15 protein-coding genes are annotated in these 17797 nt (G+C 62.4%); 7 read left to right on the forward strand and 8 right to left on the reverse strand.

Annotated features, from left to right (window positions below; translation table 11 throughout):
• Positions 1-128 precede the first annotated feature (128 nt).
• The 3 genes from WG78_RS06580 (at position 129) to WG78_RS06590 (ending at position 3867) form a co-directional block, all read left to right on the forward strand.
• Complete coding sequence (locus tag WG78_RS06580; RefSeq protein WP_053936980.1) at positions 129-1130, forward strand: rhodanese-like domain-containing protein; 1002 nt, start codon at positions 129-131, stop codon at positions 1128-1130.
• Between the two features lie 101 nt (positions 1131-1231).
• The gene (locus WG78_RS06585; RefSeq protein ID WP_053936981.1) at positions 1232-1816 is read left to right on the forward strand and encodes an NUDIX domain-containing protein; all 585 of its coding nucleotides are present in this window, start codon (positions 1232-1234) and stop codon (positions 1814-1816) included.
• Positions 1817-1971: 155 nt separating this feature from the next.
• Positions 1972-3867, forward strand: a complete 1896-nt coding sequence (locus tag WG78_RS06590) for a methyl-accepting chemotaxis protein (RefSeq protein WP_053936982.1) — start codon at positions 1972-1974, stop codon at positions 3865-3867.
• A 124-nt stretch (positions 3868-3991) separates the two neighbouring features.
• On the opposite strand, the gene WG78_RS06595 is transcribed toward WG78_RS06590, so the two are convergent.
• Together WG78_RS06595 and WG78_RS06600 are read right to left on the reverse strand one after the other, a co-directional pair.
• A complete protein-coding gene (locus tag WG78_RS06595) occupies positions 3992-4822 on the reverse strand; it encodes a ferritin-like domain-containing protein (RefSeq protein ID WP_053936983.1) in 831 nt (276 codons plus the stop codon).
• A 235-nt stretch (positions 4823-5057) separates the two neighbouring features.
• Positions 5058-5984 (reverse strand): LysR family transcriptional regulator, encoded by a 927-nt coding sequence (locus tag WG78_RS06600; protein ID WP_201782377.1) that lies wholly within the window; start codon positions 5982-5984, stop codon positions 5058-5060.
• Positions 5985-6081: 97 nt separating this feature from the next.
• Here WG78_RS06600 and metE point away from each other — a divergent pair, with 97 nt between their 5' ends.
• The gene (gene metE, locus WG78_RS06605; protein WP_053936985.1) at positions 6082-8427 is read left to right on the forward strand and encodes a 5-methyltetrahydropteroyltriglutamate--homocysteine S-methyltransferase; all 2346 of its coding nucleotides are present in this window, start codon (positions 6082-6084) and stop codon (positions 8425-8427) included.
• 105 nt (positions 8428-8532) lie between these two features.
• Positions 8533-9030 (forward strand): GAF domain-containing protein, encoded by a 498-nt coding sequence (locus WG78_RS06610; RefSeq protein ID WP_053936986.1) that lies wholly within the window; start codon positions 8533-8535, stop codon positions 9028-9030.
• A 217-nt stretch (positions 9031-9247) separates the two neighbouring features.
• Here the strand turns inward: WG78_RS06610 and WG78_RS06615 are convergent, their stop codons facing one another.
• Positions 9248-10426 carry an FAD-dependent monooxygenase gene (locus tag WG78_RS06615; protein ID WP_053936987.1) on the reverse strand — a complete coding sequence of 393 codons (1179 nt, stop codon included), beginning with the start codon at positions 10424-10426 and terminating at the stop codon, positions 9248-9250.
• Between the two features lie 19 nt (positions 10427-10445).
• Positions 10446-11741, reverse strand: a complete 1296-nt coding sequence (gene pepP, locus WG78_RS06620; protein WP_053936988.1) for a Xaa-Pro aminopeptidase — start codon at positions 11739-11741, stop codon at positions 10446-10448.
• 164 nt (positions 11742-11905) lie between these two features.
• Here pepP and WG78_RS06625 point away from each other — a divergent pair, with 164 nt between their 5' ends.
• On the forward strand, positions 11906-12718 hold the full coding sequence (locus WG78_RS06625; protein ID WP_152969096.1) for a hypothetical protein: 813 nt from the start codon (positions 11906-11908) through the stop codon (positions 12716-12718).
• A gap of 122 nt (positions 12719-12840) precedes the next feature.
• Positions 12841-13539: a hypothetical protein gene (locus WG78_RS06630; protein WP_053936990.1), complete on the forward strand. Its 699-nt coding sequence runs from the start codon at positions 12841-12843 to the stop codon at positions 13537-13539.
• Between the two features lie 20 nt (positions 13540-13559).
• Here WG78_RS06630 and WG78_RS06635 read toward each other — a convergent pair whose 3' ends face one another.
• The 4 genes from WG78_RS06635 to WG78_RS06650 form a co-directional block, all read right to left on the reverse strand.
• On the reverse strand, positions 13560-14471 hold the full coding sequence (locus tag WG78_RS06635; protein ID WP_053936991.1) for a M48 family metalloprotease: 912 nt from the start codon (positions 14469-14471) through the stop codon (positions 13560-13562).
• Between the two features lies 1 nt (position 14472).
• Entirely contained in the window at positions 14473-14991 is a 519-nt protein-coding gene (locus WG78_RS06640) for an SH3 domain-containing protein (RefSeq protein WP_053936992.1), read from the reverse strand.
• Positions 14988-16850: an adenylate/guanylate cyclase domain-containing protein gene (locus tag WG78_RS06645; protein ID WP_053936993.1), complete on the reverse strand. Its 1863-nt coding sequence runs from the start codon at positions 16848-16850 to the stop codon at positions 14988-14990. Before WG78_RS06645 ends, WG78_RS06640 begins: the two co-directional genes overlap by 4 nt.
• A gap of 117 nt (positions 16851-16967) precedes the next feature.
• Positions 16968-17795, reverse strand: coding sequence for a helix-turn-helix transcriptional regulator (locus WG78_RS06650; protein WP_161805075.1), 828 nt, complete (start codon positions 17793-17795; stop codon positions 16968-16970).
• Positions 17796-17797 lie beyond the last annotated feature (2 nt).

A 17797-nucleotide genomic window follows, 5' to 3' on the forward strand; every position in this document is an offset into this window, starting at 1 on the left:
AACGATGCGCCGGCCGCCCCATTGCGGCATGGTCTGGCCTGTAGCCTTGCTGCTACATCTGTTACAAACCCCGGTAGTCGAACACGCCGCGCCCAGGCATACGCCCCGGCGCGCAAGGAGCATTGGGCATGGATCTGGTCCGGTTAGTGGTTGCGACGCAGGATTACGCGGTGCCGCTGTTGTTTGGCGTGTCGCTGCTGTCGCGCGCCGGTGCGCCGTTGCCCGCCGCGCCGTTGCTGGTGTTGATGGGGGGGCTGGTGGCAGGCACCAGCGGCCGGGCAATTGCGCTGGTGTTGGCGTCCACGATCGGTGGCGCGATGGGCGACATGATCTGGTACTGGGCCGGGCAACGGCTGGGCCGCCGTGTGCTGAGCGTGGTGTGCAAGGTGTCCTTGTCGGCGGACGTGTGTGTGCGCCAGAGCGAAACGCTGTTTGTGCGCTGGGGCGCGTTCTCGCTGTTTGCCGCCAAGTTTGTGCCGGGCCTGGGCGCGGTTGCGCCACCGCTGGCCGGTGCATTGGGCTGGCGCTGGGCCACGTTTGCGCGCTGGAACCTGGCCGCATCGCTGATCTGGTCGGCGGCCTATCTGGTGCTGGGTATGTTGTTCCAGAAGCAGGTGACGCACGTCATCGATGTGATGATCGACCTCGGCCATTACGCCGTATGGCTGGTGGGCGCATTTCTGGTGGCCTATGTGGCGCAACGGTTCTATCGCCGCCATCAAGCCGCCGTGGCCGCACGCATGCGCCGCATTACCGTGGATGAACTGAAAGCCGCGCTGGCCAGCACCAAGCCGCCGCTGCTGATTGATGTGCGCTCGCCCGAAGGCCGCATGCTGGACCCGCGTGCGATTCCGGGCGCCGTCAATATCAGCCTTAAGCAGATCAAGGAATACGCCGCGCGGCTGGAAAGCGATCAGACCGTGGTGCTGTATTGCGCTTGCCCCAACGACGCCTCGGCCGTCGCCGCCGCCGCCATGTTGCATGGCCACGGTCATCAAGGCGCGGTGCCGTTACTGGGCGGGCTGGAAGCCTGGTATGAGGCCGAAGTGGCGGTCGAGGCCTTGCTGGAAGATGCCGACGAGCGTCTGGCCAACCATACGCCGCCCACCATCATTCCGGCCGCGCAATAGATGATATCTGGCTGAACGGAGACTTTCTTCGTCTGACAATTTGTGCGAATCTCGTGGCTTGATGCACCGCATCAATCCCGCCCTTGCCACGAGCCGCCGCCATGCATGCCAATACCGAACGCATCCGCATCATCCACGTCGAGACGCTGTCGGACGACTGGTATGTGCTTAAAAAAACCACGTTCGATTTTTTGCGCGCCAATGGCACCTGGCAGCGTCAGAGCCGCGAAACCTATGATCGCGGCCATGGCTCGACGCTGCTGCTGTACAACCTGGCGCAACGCTCCGTGGTGCTGATCCGCCAGTTTCGTCTGCCCACCTTTGTCGACGGCTACCCCGGCTGGCTGATCGAAGCCCCCGCCGGGCTGCTGGAACAAGCCTCACCCGAAGAACGCATCCGCCTCGAAGTGGAAGAAGAAACCGGCTACCGCGTGCATGCGCTGCAAAAAATCTTTGAAGCCTATATGAGCCCGGGTTCGGTCACCGAGAAGCTGTATTTCTTTGTCGCCGAATACGAAGCCAACCACCGGATCACCGCGGGCGGCGGGCTGGAAGGCGAGGGCGAAGACATCGAGGTGCTGGAACTGCGCTTTGATGATGCGCTGGCGATGATCGCCAACGGCGAGATTGTCGACGGCAAGACCATCATGTTGTTGCAATATGCGGCGCTGCATTTGTTTAGATAAGCAAACGGTGATCTGCATAGTCAGGCAATCCCCTGACGGCCCGAATTGATCTGAAGCAAGCAGACAAGGTCAATTGTGAGTATTTTGATAGCAGGCGTTACAATCGCGCCCCTTCAAAAAACAACGCTCTGCGCGGCTTACAGGAAAGTACAAAAATGGCCATTGGATTGCACAGTCTGCAGCAAAGAATCGTCGCCGCAGTGGCGGCGTTTGTAATCGTCACTGGGGTGGTGATTGCAGGCGCAGCATATTCACTGTCGGCGGCGCAACAACAAACCGAATCCCGCCAGCAAATCAGCGCCGTGGGCAGCGTGCTGGGTGTACATATCGGCAACTGGATCAGCGCCAAGGCGCAGGTGCTGAACGCCTTCAAGCCGGTGCCGCACGATGCCAGCCTGGTCGCCACCATGGGTTTTGTGCGCGATGCGGGCGGTTATGCCAACGTGTTCCTGGCCTACCCCGATGGCACGCAGCAAAACGCCAATGGCGTGGTGCTGCCGCCTGACAATAACGATCCGCGTAAATGGCACTGGTGGAGTCGCGCGCAAGACGAGAAGAGCGCCACCTTTGTTGAGATGCCCTCGGTGGCCGCCGCCACCGGCGCGGCAGTATCCAGCTTTGCGCACGCCGTGGTTGATAACGGCCAGGTGGTGGGCGTGCTGGGCGCGGATGTCGAAATCTCCAGCATCATGCAAGAGCTGAAACGCACCGTGCTGCCGGGCGATGGCTTTGCCTTTATCGTCAATAAAGACGGCAAGATTTTTGCGCATGGCGACCCGCAGCAACTGAACAAAGACGCCACCGTGCTGGGCGATGGCCTGACCGCCGCCGTGATCAGCAAGGCGCAATCCAGCAATGAATTCGCCACAGTGGATATCAATGGCCGCAGCAAGCTGGTGGCGGCGTTTCCGGTGGTGGGCACCGAATTTACGCTGGTGGCCGTCAGCGACGAGGCCACCTTGCTCGCGCCGCTGCGCCAGCAACTGATCAAGACCGCCGTCATCCTGATCGTCATTTTGATTATTGTGATTGCGCTGAGCTGGTTGTCGCTTAAAGCCCAATTGCGCGGCCTGCTGCGCGTGCGCGATGCCATGCGCGATATCTCACGCGGCGAGGCCGATCTAACCCGCCGCATCCAGATCCAGAGCAAAGACGAAGTGGGCGAAACCGCCGAAGCGTTTAACCAGTTTGTCGAGCAACTGAACCGCACCTTTGTCAGCGTGCGCGACAAGAGCCTGCAACTGGCCGGCGGCGTGGAAGAAGTGCGCAACAGCGTGCAGCAAGTGGCGCGCGATACCAACGGCATAGCCGATGTGGCCAGCGCCAATGCCGCGGCGATTGAGGAAGTGTCGGTCAGCGTCAGTGAGATCGCCTCCTCGGCGCAGGAAACCGACGAAGTGGCCAGCCGCACCGGCCAGCAAAGCCGCGACAGCGCCAAAGACCTGAACCGCATTACCGGCGAGATGGAGGCGACCAGCGAAGCGGTACGCTCGGTGGCGGCCATGCTGGATACGCTGGCGCAACGCTCGCAACAAATCCGCTCGATTACCGGGGTGATCAGCGAAATCGCCAGTCAGACCAATCTGCTGGCATTAAACGCGGCGATCGAAGCCGCACGCGCAGGCGAGCAGGGCCGTGGTTTTGCGGTGGTGGCGGATGAAGTGCGCAAGCTGGCCGAACGTACCGGCGGTGCAACGGTGGAAATTACCGGCATGCTGGAAGCCATTGGCCAGGAAACCGGCAACGCCGCAGGCCGGATGCAAGGCACGCTGGATACGGTAACGGCCAGTTCGGAACTGACCCGCAGCGCCGGCGACCGCCTGTTGACCATGGCCGATAGCATGCAGAACGTGGTGGACAAGATCAGCGGCATTGCGCTGGCGACGCAAGAACAACGCAACGCCGCGACGTCGATGGGGCAGACCACCGAGAGCATCAACAACCGCATCGCCCAGGCCGACGCCGACCTGCAAACCGCCAACCAGCGCCTGCAAACGCTGGCGCAACTGGCGCAGGCTATCAACGCGGACTTCGGCCGCTTCAAACTGTAAAGGCAATCGCAGCAGGCGTAGGGTGGGTCTAGACCCACCATTCAAAGCCATAACAACGCACAGTGATCTTGAATACGGCATTGAATGGTGGGTCTGACGGGGACGCCGAGTCCCACCCTATGTTTTACAGCGGGACGCGCATAAAGATCTGGGTGAGGCCAGACAGCGGCCATTGCAGGCTTTTCTGCCAGCGTGGGCTTAATTGCAGCGGCTTCAGCAGCATCTTCACCGTCATCTCGATGGGCAGATTGCGGCGGATCAACGAGGTGACGCGCTTGTTGATATCGGCTTGCTCGGCCGCCGTGCCTTGCGGCTGGCGATAAGCAAATACATGACGCAGCGCGATTTCGGCATCGCTATTGCGCAGTTCCAGCAAGCGCCGCGCCAGCGTGCCAAAGGTGGCCAGGCGGCTTAGTTTTTGCTCTTGCCGATAGCGCAAAAAGAAGTGGTAGAAATTCTTGTAATGGCTGACCTCATCGCGCCGGATGTGGTCGGCAATTTCGCGCAGCACCGGTTCGTCGGTGCACGCGTTGATCGCGCGATACAGGCTGCTGGTGCCGGTTTCCACCACGCAACGCGCGGCAAGTTCTTGCGCGGGCGTGGCTTCCAGTTCTTCTGTCGTGCACAGCTTGCCGTATTCCTGCAAAAAGCTCTCGAACGCATCCTGCCAGGCAAAGTCGGGCCACACGTATTGCACATACATGCGCAACGCACGGCCGTGTTGCATTTCTTCGTGCTCCCAATGCTGCGCCAGCCACGCGGCCACTTCGGGGTCGGCGGCAAAAAAATCCACCAGGTTGCTGGTATACAAATCCGCGCCGCTCTCGATAAACGAAGAAGCGGTCAGCAGGTAAAACATGGTCTGGTTATCGCGGATGCGGTCCAGCTGGATACGGCTGAAATCGATTTTCTCGATTTGCCAAGGCAGCGTACTGGTGTCGGCGGGCGGCGTCATGAGCCTTCTCCTGGAGCAATACGAGTGATGTGCGTGTGGCAAGTAAAGCCAACAGCTATTTAACGCGCATCACCACAAATAGACGACCCCAACATTATGGAAAAATTTCACAAAGCTTTAAGAGTGAGAAATCACCTTAAATAATGCAGGACAAATCCTGCATGCTGCGCTGCAACGCAATGCCGTCGCGCTGGGGCATGGATTTTCAGCGCTGCGGCGCGGTATGCGCACGGGGTTATGCCTCCAGCAGCGAGATGCCGGGCAGCGCGGTCAGGCTGACGTCGCGCACGATGCTCACAAATTCTTGCAGATAAGCCAGCTCGGCGCGCTCTGCCGGAATGGCGGCGTAGAGCTCGGTCGTCAGACCGGTGGCGGTGACCGGGCGCGCCGCGATATAGCCGCGGTCCAGATAGTTCTGCACGCTCCAGCGCGGCAATGCCGCAATGCCGCGCTTGCTGGCCACCAGTTGCAGCATCGCCACGGTCAATTCCGTGGTGCGGCGCGGCGGATTGATGCCCGCCGGGCGCAGCACTTTGCGGATCAAATCGAGCATGTCATCCGGCACTGGATAGGTAATCAGCGTCTCGCCAGCAAAGTCGCTGGCTTCCAGATACGGCTTGTCGGCCAGCGGATGATCGCGCGCCACCAGCGCGACCATTTCACTGACAAACAGCGGCTGATGGCTCACGCGCGGGTCCAGTTCCAGTTCGGATACCACGGCCAGATCGGCACGGCCTTCCAGCATCAGCCCGACCGGGTCGGCATGAAAGCCCGAGACGATATCGAGTTCCACTTCGGGCCAGCGCTCGCGAAACAAATCCATCGCCGGCATCAACCAGTCAAAACAGGTGTGGCATTCCACCGCAATGCGCAGCGTGCCGGCCTCGCCTTCGCGTAAACGCGCCACATCGCGTTCGGCCGTCGCCACTTGCGGTAACACCGTTTGCGCCAACGCCACCAGCTTGTCGCCCGCCGGTGTAAACGCCAGCGTGCTGCCTTTCCGCGTGAGCAGCGGCACGCCGTAATGCTCTTCCAGCAAACGCAGTTGGTGCGAGAGCGCCGATTGGGTGAGATGCAGCCGCTCGGCCGCGCGCGTAACGCTGCCGGTGTCGTGGATAGCGGCCAGGGTTTTGAGATGACGCAGTTCGAGCAGCGATTGCATGATGGCGATTCATGAGTGTGAGTAAAAAATTGAATTGGGATCATACCGTCTGCGCCCGGTACGATACAAGCCAAATTCATGACTAAGGATGTTAACCATGACTCAGGCTCATGTTCTGGGCTTTCCCCACATTGGCGCGCAACGCGAGCTCAAACAGGCGCTGGAGCAATTCTGGCGCGGTGATATCGACGAAAACGCCTTGGCGCAAACCGGCGCGCAACTGCGACGCACGCATTGGCAGTGGCAGCGCCAGGCCGGGCTGGACAGCGTGGCGGTCGGCGATTTTGCCTGGTACGACCAGATGCTGAATACCGCCGTATTGCTGGGCGCGCTGCCCCGTCGCTTTGGCTTTGATGCCGCCACCCTCACTGTGCGCCAGTACTTTGAACTGGCGCGCGGTAACGCCGCACAAGCCGCGCTGGAAATGACCAAGTGGTTTGATACCAACTATCACTATCTGGTGCCGGAGCTGGATGCTGATTCGACCTTTGCCGGCGGCGTCGACTGGCTGTTTTATGAGATTGACGAGGCGCGTTCGCAAGGCCACTGCGCGCGCCCGGTACTGATCGGGCCGCTGACGTTTTTGTACCTGTCCAAATCGCGCGCAGTGGCGTTCGACAAGCTTGATCTGCTGCCGCAAGTGCAAGCCGCCTATGCGCGCATCCTGCAAAAGCTGGCGGCGCGTGGCGTGCAGTGGGTGCAGATTGATGAGCCCATCCTGGCGCTGGATTTGCCGCCGGCGTGGCTGGACGCGTTTGCGCCGGTGTATCGCGATCTGGGTAGCGCGGGCGTCAAGTTGCTGTTGGCGACGTATTTTGAAGATGTGTCGGAACATGCCGGGTTGTTGGCCGGATTGAATGTGGCTGGCGTGCATCTTGATCTGGTGCGCGCGCCGCAGCAGCTGGATGTGTTTCTGCCGCAGTGGCCCGCCGATAAAGTGTTGTCGCTGGGCGTGGTGGATGGTCGCAATATCTGGGCCAACGATCTGGCCGCCACGCTGGTCCTGTTGCGCCGCGCCCGGCAGCCATTGGGCGCGCGGCTGTGGCTGGGCAGCAGTTGCTCGCTGTTGCATAGCCCGGTCGATCTGGCGCACGAGAATCAGCTGGATGCGGAATTGCGTTCGTGGCTGGCCTTTGCGCGGCAGAAGCTGGATGAGATTGCGGTGCTGAAGCAAGGCTTGCTCGACGGCGCCGCCGCCATTGCCACGCCACTGGCCGCATCGCAACGGGCCCAGACGGCATGGCGCAATTCGCCGCGAATTCATCAGCCCGCAGTGCAAGCGCGCGTGCGCGCATTGCGTGATGCCGACAGCCGCCGCAATTTGCCTTATCCGCAACGCCAACCGCTGCAACAAGCGTGGCTGCAACTGCCGCCGTTGCCGACCACCACCATAGGCAGCTTTCCGCAGACCAGCGCCATTCGCAGCGCGCGTGCCGCTTTTAAACGCGGCGAGCTGGATGCTGCGGCATACCAGAGCGCGATGCAGGCCGAGATCGAACGGGCCGTGCGCAAGCAGGAAGCATTGGGGCTGGACGTGCTGGTCCATGGCGAAGCTGAACGCAACGATATGGTTGAGTACTTTGGCGAGCAACTGGCCGGTTTTGCCTTTACCCGCAATGGTTGGGTGCAAAGCTACGGCAGTCGCTGCGTCAAGCCGCCGATCCTGTTGGGCGATGTATCGCGGCCGCAGCCCATGACGGTGGCGTGGAGCGCCTATGCGCAAAGCCTGACCGTGCGCCCGATGAAGGGCATGCTCACCGGCCCGGTGACGATATTGCAGTGGTCGTTTGTGCGCAGCGATATCCCGCGCAGCGAGATTACGCTGCAGATCGCGCTGGCCATCCGCGATGAGGTGGCCGATCTGGAACAAGCCGGTATCCGGGTGATCCAGATTGATGAGCCGGCATTTCGCGAAGGACTGCCGCTGAAACGCCGCGACTGGTCGCGTTATCTGGAATGGGCGGGGCGCGCCTTTCGCGTGTCCGCGAGCGGGGTGGATGACGCCACGCAGATCCACACGCATATGTGCTATTCGGAATTCAATGACATCCTGCCCGCGATTGCGGCGATGGATGCGGACGTAATCACCATCGAAACTTCGCGCTCGGATATGGCGTTATTGCGCGGCTTTGGCGACTTTGCCTATCCCAACGAGATCGGGCCCGGCGTGTACGACATCCATAGCCCGCGCGTGCCCGCGGTAGCGGAGATGCTGCGGCTGATTGCCAAAGCGCAAGCGGTGGTGCCCGTCGAACGCTTGTGGATCAACCCCGATTGCGGCCTTAAAACCCGCGGCTGGCCCGAGACCGAGGCGGCGCTGCGCAATATGTTGCAAGCCACGCGGGAAGCCCGGGCCGCGCTGGCGCAAGGTCGTGCGTTGAACATCGAAGCCACCGCGCCAGCCGCCGTGCCCCAGGCCGCGTGCGCGTGCAAGCACGCATAGCGAAATGGGGGTGGATTGTGGGCGGTAACACGCCGCGGGTGTCGCCGCCTTATGGTCCATGCCTATAATCACCGCACAATACCAACATGATTGTGCAGGGCACCCATGCAACCCCCAAAGATTCCGGACAACGAAGCCGAACGGATCGGCGCACTGCGTGATTTGCTGATCCTTGATACTCAACCCGAAGAGCGTTTTGACAATTTAACCCGCGCGGCCACAGGCTTTTTTAATGTGCCGATTGCGGTAGTCAGCCTGGTGGATTCCAACCGGCAATGGTTTAAATCGGTGCAGGGTCTGAATGTGAGCGAGACATCGCGCGACGTGTCGTTTTGCGGCCACGCCATTCTGGACCCGCAAAATGTGATGGTGGTGGAAGATGCGGCGCAGGATCAGCGCTTTATCGATAACCCGCTGGTGACCGGCGATCCGGACATCCGCTTCTACGCCGGCGCGCCGCTGGTGCTGCATAGCGGCGCCACGGTGGGCACGCTGTGTCTGATCGACCGCAAACCGCGCCAGTTGGGCGAATCCGAGCTGCAGATGCTGGCCGATATGGCCAAGGTGGTGGTCTCCGAGCTTGAGGCCACGCCGAAGGCGTAGCGGGCGTTACCCCGCAAGCTTGTGTTCTCGTTGTGTTCCGGACTTCATACCGCGGGAGACCATCGTCCTCAGCCTACGCGGCAACGTCCATTGTCCAGCGGCCGGCGTCGCTGGTTGATCGTCCATGGCATAAATGAAATGGGCGTTACCCCGAAATAGCCGGGGTAACGCGGCCGACGCGGATCAGGGTTGCATCGGCAGGCACACGCCCGATGCCTTAGCGCACGCCGTATACCATGCGCCGCGCAAACCCTCTGCGCAGTGGCGCAATCTGATCCAGCGCCAGCAAGCCCAGACTGCGTGCATGCTTCAGCGCCGGGTTGGGCCGGTCGAACAGCGTAATCAGCGTATCGGTAAAGTGGGTCACGATGCCGGCATCCTTGCGGCGCAAAGCGGCGTAACGCTGCAGCATGCTCGCTTCGCCCAACATCGGGTCCGGCGTGCTGGCCAGTACATCGGCCAGCACTGCCGCGTCGCGCAAGCCTAGATTCAGCCCTTGCCCCGCCACCGGGTGCAGCGTTTGCGCGGCATTGCCGATCATCACAGTGCGCGGCGCATAGACGCGGTCCAGCGTCTTGAGCGCCAGCGGCCAGCTCTTGCGCGGGCCGACTGCGCTAAAGCCGTCCAGTCGCCCGGCAAAGCGCGCGGCCACCGCCGCCATAAACGCGGCGTCGTCCATGCCGAGGCGTTCTTCTGCCTGCTCCGGCGTTTGCGTCCAGATCAACATAAAGTCCGTGCCAAACGGCAGCAGCGCAATCGGGCCGTCGTCGGCAAAGCGTTCATAGGCGATATGGCTATGCGGTGTGTTGGGCGTCATGCGCGCCAGCACGGCATGCTGGTTATACGGCCGCACGGTTTGCGTAACGCCATGCACCTGATCAATCAGCTTGCCGCCGTCGGCCAGGATCACCAGCCGTGCCGTCATCTGCGCTTCGCCCGCGGCGGTTTGCAGGGTCAGCGCGGCATAGCGCGACAGGGTCTGGATGCGGCTGACGCGCGTATTGGCCGCAATCTGCACGCTGCCCGCCACCATGTGCTGCAACGCCTGCGCCGCCAGCGTTTCGTAGGGCACCACAAAACCCAGCGCGGGCAGATTCAGCTCGTCGGCATCCAGCCCGGTGCGGCCCAGCGAACCTTGTTGTGACACATGCACTTTCTGGATGGCGGTGGGCGCCAGCGCATCGCTCCACAAACCCGCCTCATCCAGCGCCTGGTAACTGGCCCAGCTCAGCGCCAGCGCGCGCGGGTCGGAGGGCGGCGTGGCCGTGGCGTCGCGCGCTTCGATCACCAGCGCCTGGCGGCCCTGCCGCGCCAGCCGTTGCGCCACCAGCGCGCCCACCGGGCCACCGCCCACGATGGCGATATCTACATGCAGCGGTAATTGTTTGACGATCATCTGCGGGTCTCCGCGCGGTTTAGCCGCGCATCAATGCTTCGATTTCGGCGACGGCCACCGGGCAATCGGCGGTCAACACGTCGTGGCCATCAGCGGTGATGACGATATTGTCTTCAATACGCACGCCGATTTGTTCAAACGCCTTGGGCACATTGGCGGCGGGGCGGATGTACAGGCCGGGCTCGATGGTGAAGGCCATGCCCGGCTCCAGCACGCGCCAGTCGCCGTTTTGCTGCTTGTACGCGCCCGCATCGTGCACATCCAGCCCCAGCCAGTGGCCGGTTTTATGCATGTAGAACTGGCGATAGGTGCTTTGTTCGATCGCGTCGGCAAACGGGCCCTGGATGAGGTCGAGGTCGATCAGACCTTGCGTCAGCACATTGACGGCCGCCTGATGCATGGCGTCGTAGCTGCGACCCGGCAGTGCTTCTTGCAGCGCTGCGGCATGCGCGGCCAGCACCAGCTCGTACACGGCCTTTTGCTCGCCCGAGAACTTGCCGTTGATGGGAAACGTGCGCGTGATATCGCTGGCGTAGCCTTCGATTTCGCAACCAGCGTCGATCAGCAGCAATTCGCCATCCTGCATGCGGCGGTTGTTCTCGCCGTAATGCAGCACGCAGGCGTTGGGGCCCGATGCCACAATCGACGAATACGCCGGAAAGCGGCTGCCACTGCGGTAGTACTCGTGCATCAGCTCGGCTTCGACTTCGTATTCAAACTGGCCCGGTCGGGCCGTGCGCATGGCGCGACGGTGCGCGGCGGTGTTGATCAGCCCGGCGCGACGCATGATGTCGATTTCGTGCGCGTCTTTAAACAAGCGCATTTCGTCGATGCGCGCGCTGATATCCACCAGTTCGGTAGGCGCGTGCACGCCGCTGCGGGCCTTGGCGCGCACCGCATTAATCCAGCCCGCCAGGCGCAGATCCCAGCCCGGATTGTGGCCAAAGGCAAAGTACACGCGCGGCTGGTTGGACAGCAGTTTGATCATCTCGGCATCAAGATCATCGGTGGAGTACGCGGCATCAAAACCAAACTTTTCTTGCGCGGCGGCCGGGCCGTAACGATAGCCGTCCCAGATTTCGTGGGTTTCGTCTTTGGGCCGACAGAACAGCACCGCTTGCGGCGTGTCGCCGATGACCTGGGCGTACACGGCCTCGGGCTCTTCAAAGCCGGTCAGGTAGTAAAAGCTGGAATCGTAGCGAAACGGAAAGGTGGAATCGGCGTTGCGGGTTTGTTCGGGCGCGGTGGGCAGAATCAGCACGCCGGCGGGCAGATCGGCCAGCAGACGTTCACGACGGGAAGAATAAGGATGCATGCAGGCTCCAGACCGGCCCGGATCGCGCGCCGGATAAAAAACGAGGGCCCGGACCGGTTGGCCGGGCGTAAAGCGCGATTATAGCGGCGCGGCCGCAGCGCGTCTGGCGCAGCGCCGGTACGGTTGAGCTTGGCAGCGCGCATTGTGTGTTCCAGGGTACAGCAATGCCTTTTTGCCGGAGCCGTCGCGTGCTGGATTATTTCTTTTTGCCGGGCATCGGCCTGGCGATCGGTTTATGGGGGCTGTTTTTTGATGCGCGCAAAAACCTGCACAGCATCGGCACCACGGCGTTGATCGCGATGATGGCGGCTTCGGCGCTGTACACAGGCTGGACTTCGTGGAAAAAAGCCCAGTCCGCAAGCGTGCAAACGCAGCAGGCCATCAAAGACAAAGACAAGGTGATCCAGTCACTCAACGATCTGACTTCGAGCATGGTGCGCGTGGATACCAACGTCGGGCATGTGGATAGCGCCGTCACCAATATCAGCGCGCAGGTGGAAAAACTGGGCAAGGCGCTGGGCATCCGTCCGGAAAACCAGTCGCCGGACAAGATTTCGCAAGGGCTGAAAGCGGCGCAGGTTAAAGCCACGCTGGCCACGCCCACCGTGCTGCAAACCAATGCAGGCATCACCATCCAGTACTTTCCCAAAGATCTGGATAAAGACCTGATCCAGTCGGTGTTGCTGACCAACCTGAAGGACGCGGGCTTTACGCTGCGATCGGGCAATGGCAATCCGACGCTGAAACATACGCCGACCAATAGCGTCTGGTATGGCGCGCAGGTGCCCGCTGAATCGGTGCGGCTGGTGGCGCTGTCGCTGCTGCAATCGGGCGTGCAGTTGCAGTCGATTGCGCCGCTAAGCGATGCAGCCAATCCGGCCAAGGCAAAACTGATCCAGATTGGCTCGCTGGCGGCTGCGGTAAACAAGCCGGTGTTTACGGTGGAGCAGATCAGCACGCTGGATCTGACGCATTAAGCCGGATTATCGCGGGATGGGCGTTTGCGCGGCATCAAACCGCATCCAGTCGGTGCAGGGCTGTAAGCGCGGCGCAGGTATGATGTCGGCTTCGTAAAAGAACGAGTGCGGCGTACCTGCTTATGAAAAAACAAATCCTGCTGTCCCTGAGCCTGGCATTGGCGTTGCTGAATGGCGCGGCTGTTGCGGCAGACGATGCGGCGCTGCGCGCCAAAGTCGTCGGCACCTATCATCTGCAAGGCGAGCGCGAAACCGGTTCCGGCTTGCGTTTGACGCCGGACGGGCGCTTTGAATGGAGCATGAGCTACGGTGCGGTCGACCAGTACGCCAAAGGCAACTGGACCCTGCAAGGCAGCCATGTGTTGCTGGAACCGGTGATGGCCAGGCCGCAATTCCGTTTGTTCACCGAAGAAGAGAGCCGCTTCAAGCCCGCCGCGCCGGGTAGCTGGGTGGCGGTGGTCGGCGTGCCCAATGTGGGCCCGATCCCGGATATCGAGGTGCAGTTTGTCAGCCGCTCGGGCAAGACGGTCACCAAGGCCAGCCTGCCCAATGGCGATGCCGAAATCGCCATGCCCAAATCCGAAATCTGGGCGCGCGCGGGTTTGCGCCGCAAAGACAGCAAGGACGACTGGCAGTGGATTGATATCCCGGCGCCACTGGCCGCTGCGCGTATCGCCGGCTTTGCCGTGGATGATATTTCCAGCGTAGCCCCCGCGCCATTCAAGCAAATGGTGCTGGATGCCAGCAAGGACGAGGGCCTCGCCTGGATTGAAGTGGATGGCCAGCATATAGATCGCACGCTGACCTATTCGCGCGATTAAGCGCAGCGCCTGCCCAGGCGTTACGGCGTGGTGGTCAAACCCACCTTGCTGTAGCGCTTGGCAAACGACTGAAAGCGCACGGTGTTTTCCACGCCGCTGGCGTACGGCTCCAGCTGCTCGCCCACCACGGCGTCGATCTTGTCCAGCCGTGCGCGCGGCGTGGGGTGGGTGGCAAACAGCAATTGCAGATTGCCATCGGCCGGGTTCAGCGCATCCAGATTCTGCAGCACGGCCGCCAGCGCGTACGGGTTATAGCCGGCCCGCGCGCACAGCACCATGCCCGTGATGTCAGCCTCAAATTCGTCATCCTTATCCAGCCCGCGCACATACACTTCCGAGAAGCCCGACGCCAGATTGGCCCCGATCTGCTTGCCCGCGTTGCTGCCTTTGTAGGCTATCGCGCCTTGCACGGCATTGCTGAGCGCATCGCGCCCGGCCGAGGACTGGATGGCGCGCAGGTGGTGGTGGCGCAGCACGTGCGTGGATTCGTGGCCCAGCACGCACGCCAGTTGGGCTTCGCTCTGCATCTGGCCCAGTAAACCGCGCGTGACCAACACCACGCCGCCGGGCATGGCAAAGCTGTTGATGGTGTCGGTGTCGATGACGCCAAAGCGCCATTTGACGCCGCTGGCGCCGCTCTGGCTGGCGACCCACGCGCCCACGTCGTTGACGTAACGCTGTAACGCCTCGTCTTTAACCAGCGGTGCAGCGCCCAGCATGTTGGAGGCCAGACCGTTGCCGATGCTTTGTTCTTCTTGCGGCGTGATGGTGCGGTTGGCGTCGACCACGCCTTTGACCGTGCCGGACAGCGCATTCACCAGATCAGGATTGTTATTGAGCTTGTCGAGCACGTTATTAAGGTCAAGCGCAAAGGTGGACGTGGCCAGACCAAAGCTCAGACCAAGGCAGAGGGCGAGGGCAGGGCGGCGCATTTCAATTGCTCCGGGTGGTGGCGGCGCGCGACGGAATGTCGGGCACCTGGCGCGCCTTCAACGGCACGGCGCGCGCAGTGGTGGCGGCCTGCGTGCTGCTGATCGCGTAATCATCCAGCTTTTGCAGCTGCGCCAGGTCCGGGTGGGTGGCGGTGACTTCGCCGCTGGTGAGCCCCTTGACCCCCGTGGTGACGGTGGTGCCGGACGAGCCCGTGGTCAACACTTTGGCCAGCGTGCCCAGACTGTTGCCGCTGCTGCTGGCCGTGCCACTGCCGGTGCGCACATTCAGTAGCTTGATCCAGCCCGCCTGATTACCGGCTTTAACCTGCATCCACGCGCCCTGGCGCGACACGATGGTGACATTGTTGCCGGGGCTGACGCGGCCCGCGCTGGCAGCATCCAGAAAGGGTTTTTGCTTGAGATCGCTGGCGCGGATGACGGTGCCGGTTTCGGCTTGCGCCAACAGACTGCAGCCCAGCAGCAGGACGCCCACGCCAAGGCGGACGGAGGTTGTTTTCATGGTGTGTTCCCTCTGGAGTCGGATGTGGCCGGCGCATGCGGCTCAAACAGTCGCACGCCTTGTTCACGCCCTTTGACTGCGTGCATGCCGTGATCGGTAAAGCCAAACGTGTCGCCGCACGCATCGCGCGTGGCCTGTGACACCAGAATGCGCGCGACGCCTTTGGTGGCGCCTTCTATGCGGCTGGCCAGATTAACGGTGTCGCCGATGGCGGTGTAATCCAGCCGCGCGGGCGAGCCGATCAGGCCCACCACGGCGGGCCCACTATGCACACCGATGCCGACATCAAACTCGGCATGCAGATCGGTAAGCTCGGCACGGAAATCCTGCAACACCTGCGCCATTTCCAGCGCGGCGGCGACCGCGTGCTGCGCATGCGCGGCGTCGTCGGCGGGTGCGCCCCAGAACGCCATGATGCAATCGCCAATAAATTTATCCAGCGTGCCGCCGTGGCGAAACACCACATCCACCTGGCGCGTGAAATAACGATTAAGCAAGTCGACGATGTATTCGGGCGGGCGGGTTTCCGACAGCGTGGTAAAGCCGCGGATATCCGAAAACAACACGCTGATCTGCCGCGTGCGGGCCTGGGCACTGCGGTCCAACTGGCCCGTTTCGACCAGTTGCCGCGCCACGCGGGGGTCCACAAAGCGGCCGAACATCGCTACCGCTTGCAGGCGGCGGCGTTTTTCCGCCAGCCACGCCTGCACGGCCCCGGCCAGATAGGTCAGCCACGCCCAGACCAGTGGGCCATATAACGGTAATAGCCAGCGCTGCCCCAAAGCCAGCCAGCCCAGCGCCACGCTGGCCAAGGTCAGCAGCAGCAAGGCCAGCCCCAGCCACAGGGCATTCAATCCGAATACAAACGCGGCCAGCAAGGCGGTGCATAACAGCAGCGCCCACGCTCCGGCTTGCCAGCGCGGCGCGGGCCTTAGCCAGTCGCCGTGCTGCAGGTTGTCCATGGCCGTGGCCAGAATTTCGATGCCGGGAAAGCTGCCCGATAACGGTGTGGGGCGCAGGTCTTGCAAACCGGGCGCGGCGGTGCCGATCAGCACGATCTTGTCGCGGAATTCGTCGGCCGGGCGCTGTGGGTGTTCGCGGTTAAAGTCGGCATACAGATCGGCGTGGCTAATGCGCGTATGCGGCTGAGTCCAGTTGAGGGTAAAGCGGCTGGCGCCGGGAATGGGCCAATGCTGGTCTTGCGCCAGTTGTACGGGCAAGGACGGCAGCGTCCAGCCTGCCACGTCGCGCCGCACCAGATATTGCCGGCCGATGCCATCGTAATCGGCCATAAAGTTGATCAGGCCGCCGCGCCAGTCGCTTTGCGCCAGCACCGTGGGCAATAACAGCGGCAGGCTGGCGTTGGCATCGGCCTGCGGGCCGCGCTGCAACCCCAGGCTGGCGGGCAGATCGCGCAATTTGGGTCCGATGCCATCCGCCAGTTGCACGCTGGGCAAATACAGCAGGCCGCGGTGCGCGCTGACGCTGGCTTGCCACAGTTGGTCGCTATCGGGGCGGAACGTGTCGGGCTCGTTGAACATCAGATCAAACACGATTGCACGCGGTTGTTGCCGGGCCAGGCCATCCAGTAATTCGGCATGAATGGCGCGCGGCCACGGCCAGCTGCCCGCCTCATCCTGCATGGCCGTCAGGCTGGCCTGGTCGATATTGACAATGACGATGTCGGTGGCCGCCGGACGTTGCTGCGCATGGCGTGCCAGCAGGCGGTCGTTGACCCAGTCGTCCAGCGGGCGGGTGAGCTGCAACGCGGCGTAATCCAGCGCAATCAGCACCCAGACCAGGGCGAGAAGGCTGAGTGCGGCCCGGTAAGCGGGCAGCGCGGCGCGGCGTTGCAACATGTGTAAACCCGTCAGGATGGTCGCAGGGTTATAGCATGCGCGCGGGCTTTGCCCAATGAAGCGGGGCCGCTTTGTATCAAACTTGTATCGACGAACGGAAGGCGGCTGCGGCCGGGCTCAGGCGGCTTCGCGCTGATGGCCGCGAATGCCCGTCGGCGCAAAGCCGTAGCGTTGGCGAAAGCGGATGGCAAAGCGCGAGGCCGAGTCATATCCCACCGTCTGCGCAATCTGCGTGACTGATTGCGAGGTGCATTGCAGTAGCGTCAGCGCGCTGGCCATGCGCACCTCGTGCAGCAGGCTGCTGAGCGTTAATTGTTCTTGCGCCAGGCGGCGGCGCAAGGTGGCCTCGCTGGTGGCAAAGTGGCGGGCGACTTCGGCCGCGCTCCAGGGCCGCCCGGGGTCGCTGACCAATAACTGGCGCAAGCGCTGACCCAGGCTGCTGCGCGTATCGGGTGAAAACTGTACGCCGGCGTCGGCCAGCCACCACAGCATTTCCAGCATGCGTTGCCGCGCCACCGGTTGCGGCACGCTGGGGTTGGCCAGGCCAGCCACGGCGTGCAGATAGCTGGCGTAAAAGTCGGCGCTGATGGCGCCCAGCGGCTGCAGCGTTTGCACGGTCTGCACCGGGCGGCGTGGTTCGTCGCTGTGCAGCAACGCGGCGGCGGCGCTGATCATGGCGTTATCCCACCCCAGGCTGGTGGCCCTGTAGCCATCCGTGCCGCCGCGCCGGTTGGTGACATCAAACACCAGGCCCGGCGCAAACACCACGGCCTGGCCCGCTTCGATAATCTGCTCGCGTTGTTGCCAGCGCAGCACCTTGCAGCCAGAGCGCACCATCAGCAGCGACGGCTGGTCGATGCAGACGCGCAGCATTTCCATTTCGCCGTATTGCTCGATTTGCGCGGCAAAACCCAAACCGGCGCGGCTGATGATCTGGCGGCTCATGG

The organism is Amantichitinum ursilacus, assembly GCF_001294205.1.
Lineage (GTDB): Bacteria > Pseudomonadota > Gammaproteobacteria > Burkholderiales > Chitinibacteraceae > Amantichitinum > Amantichitinum ursilacus.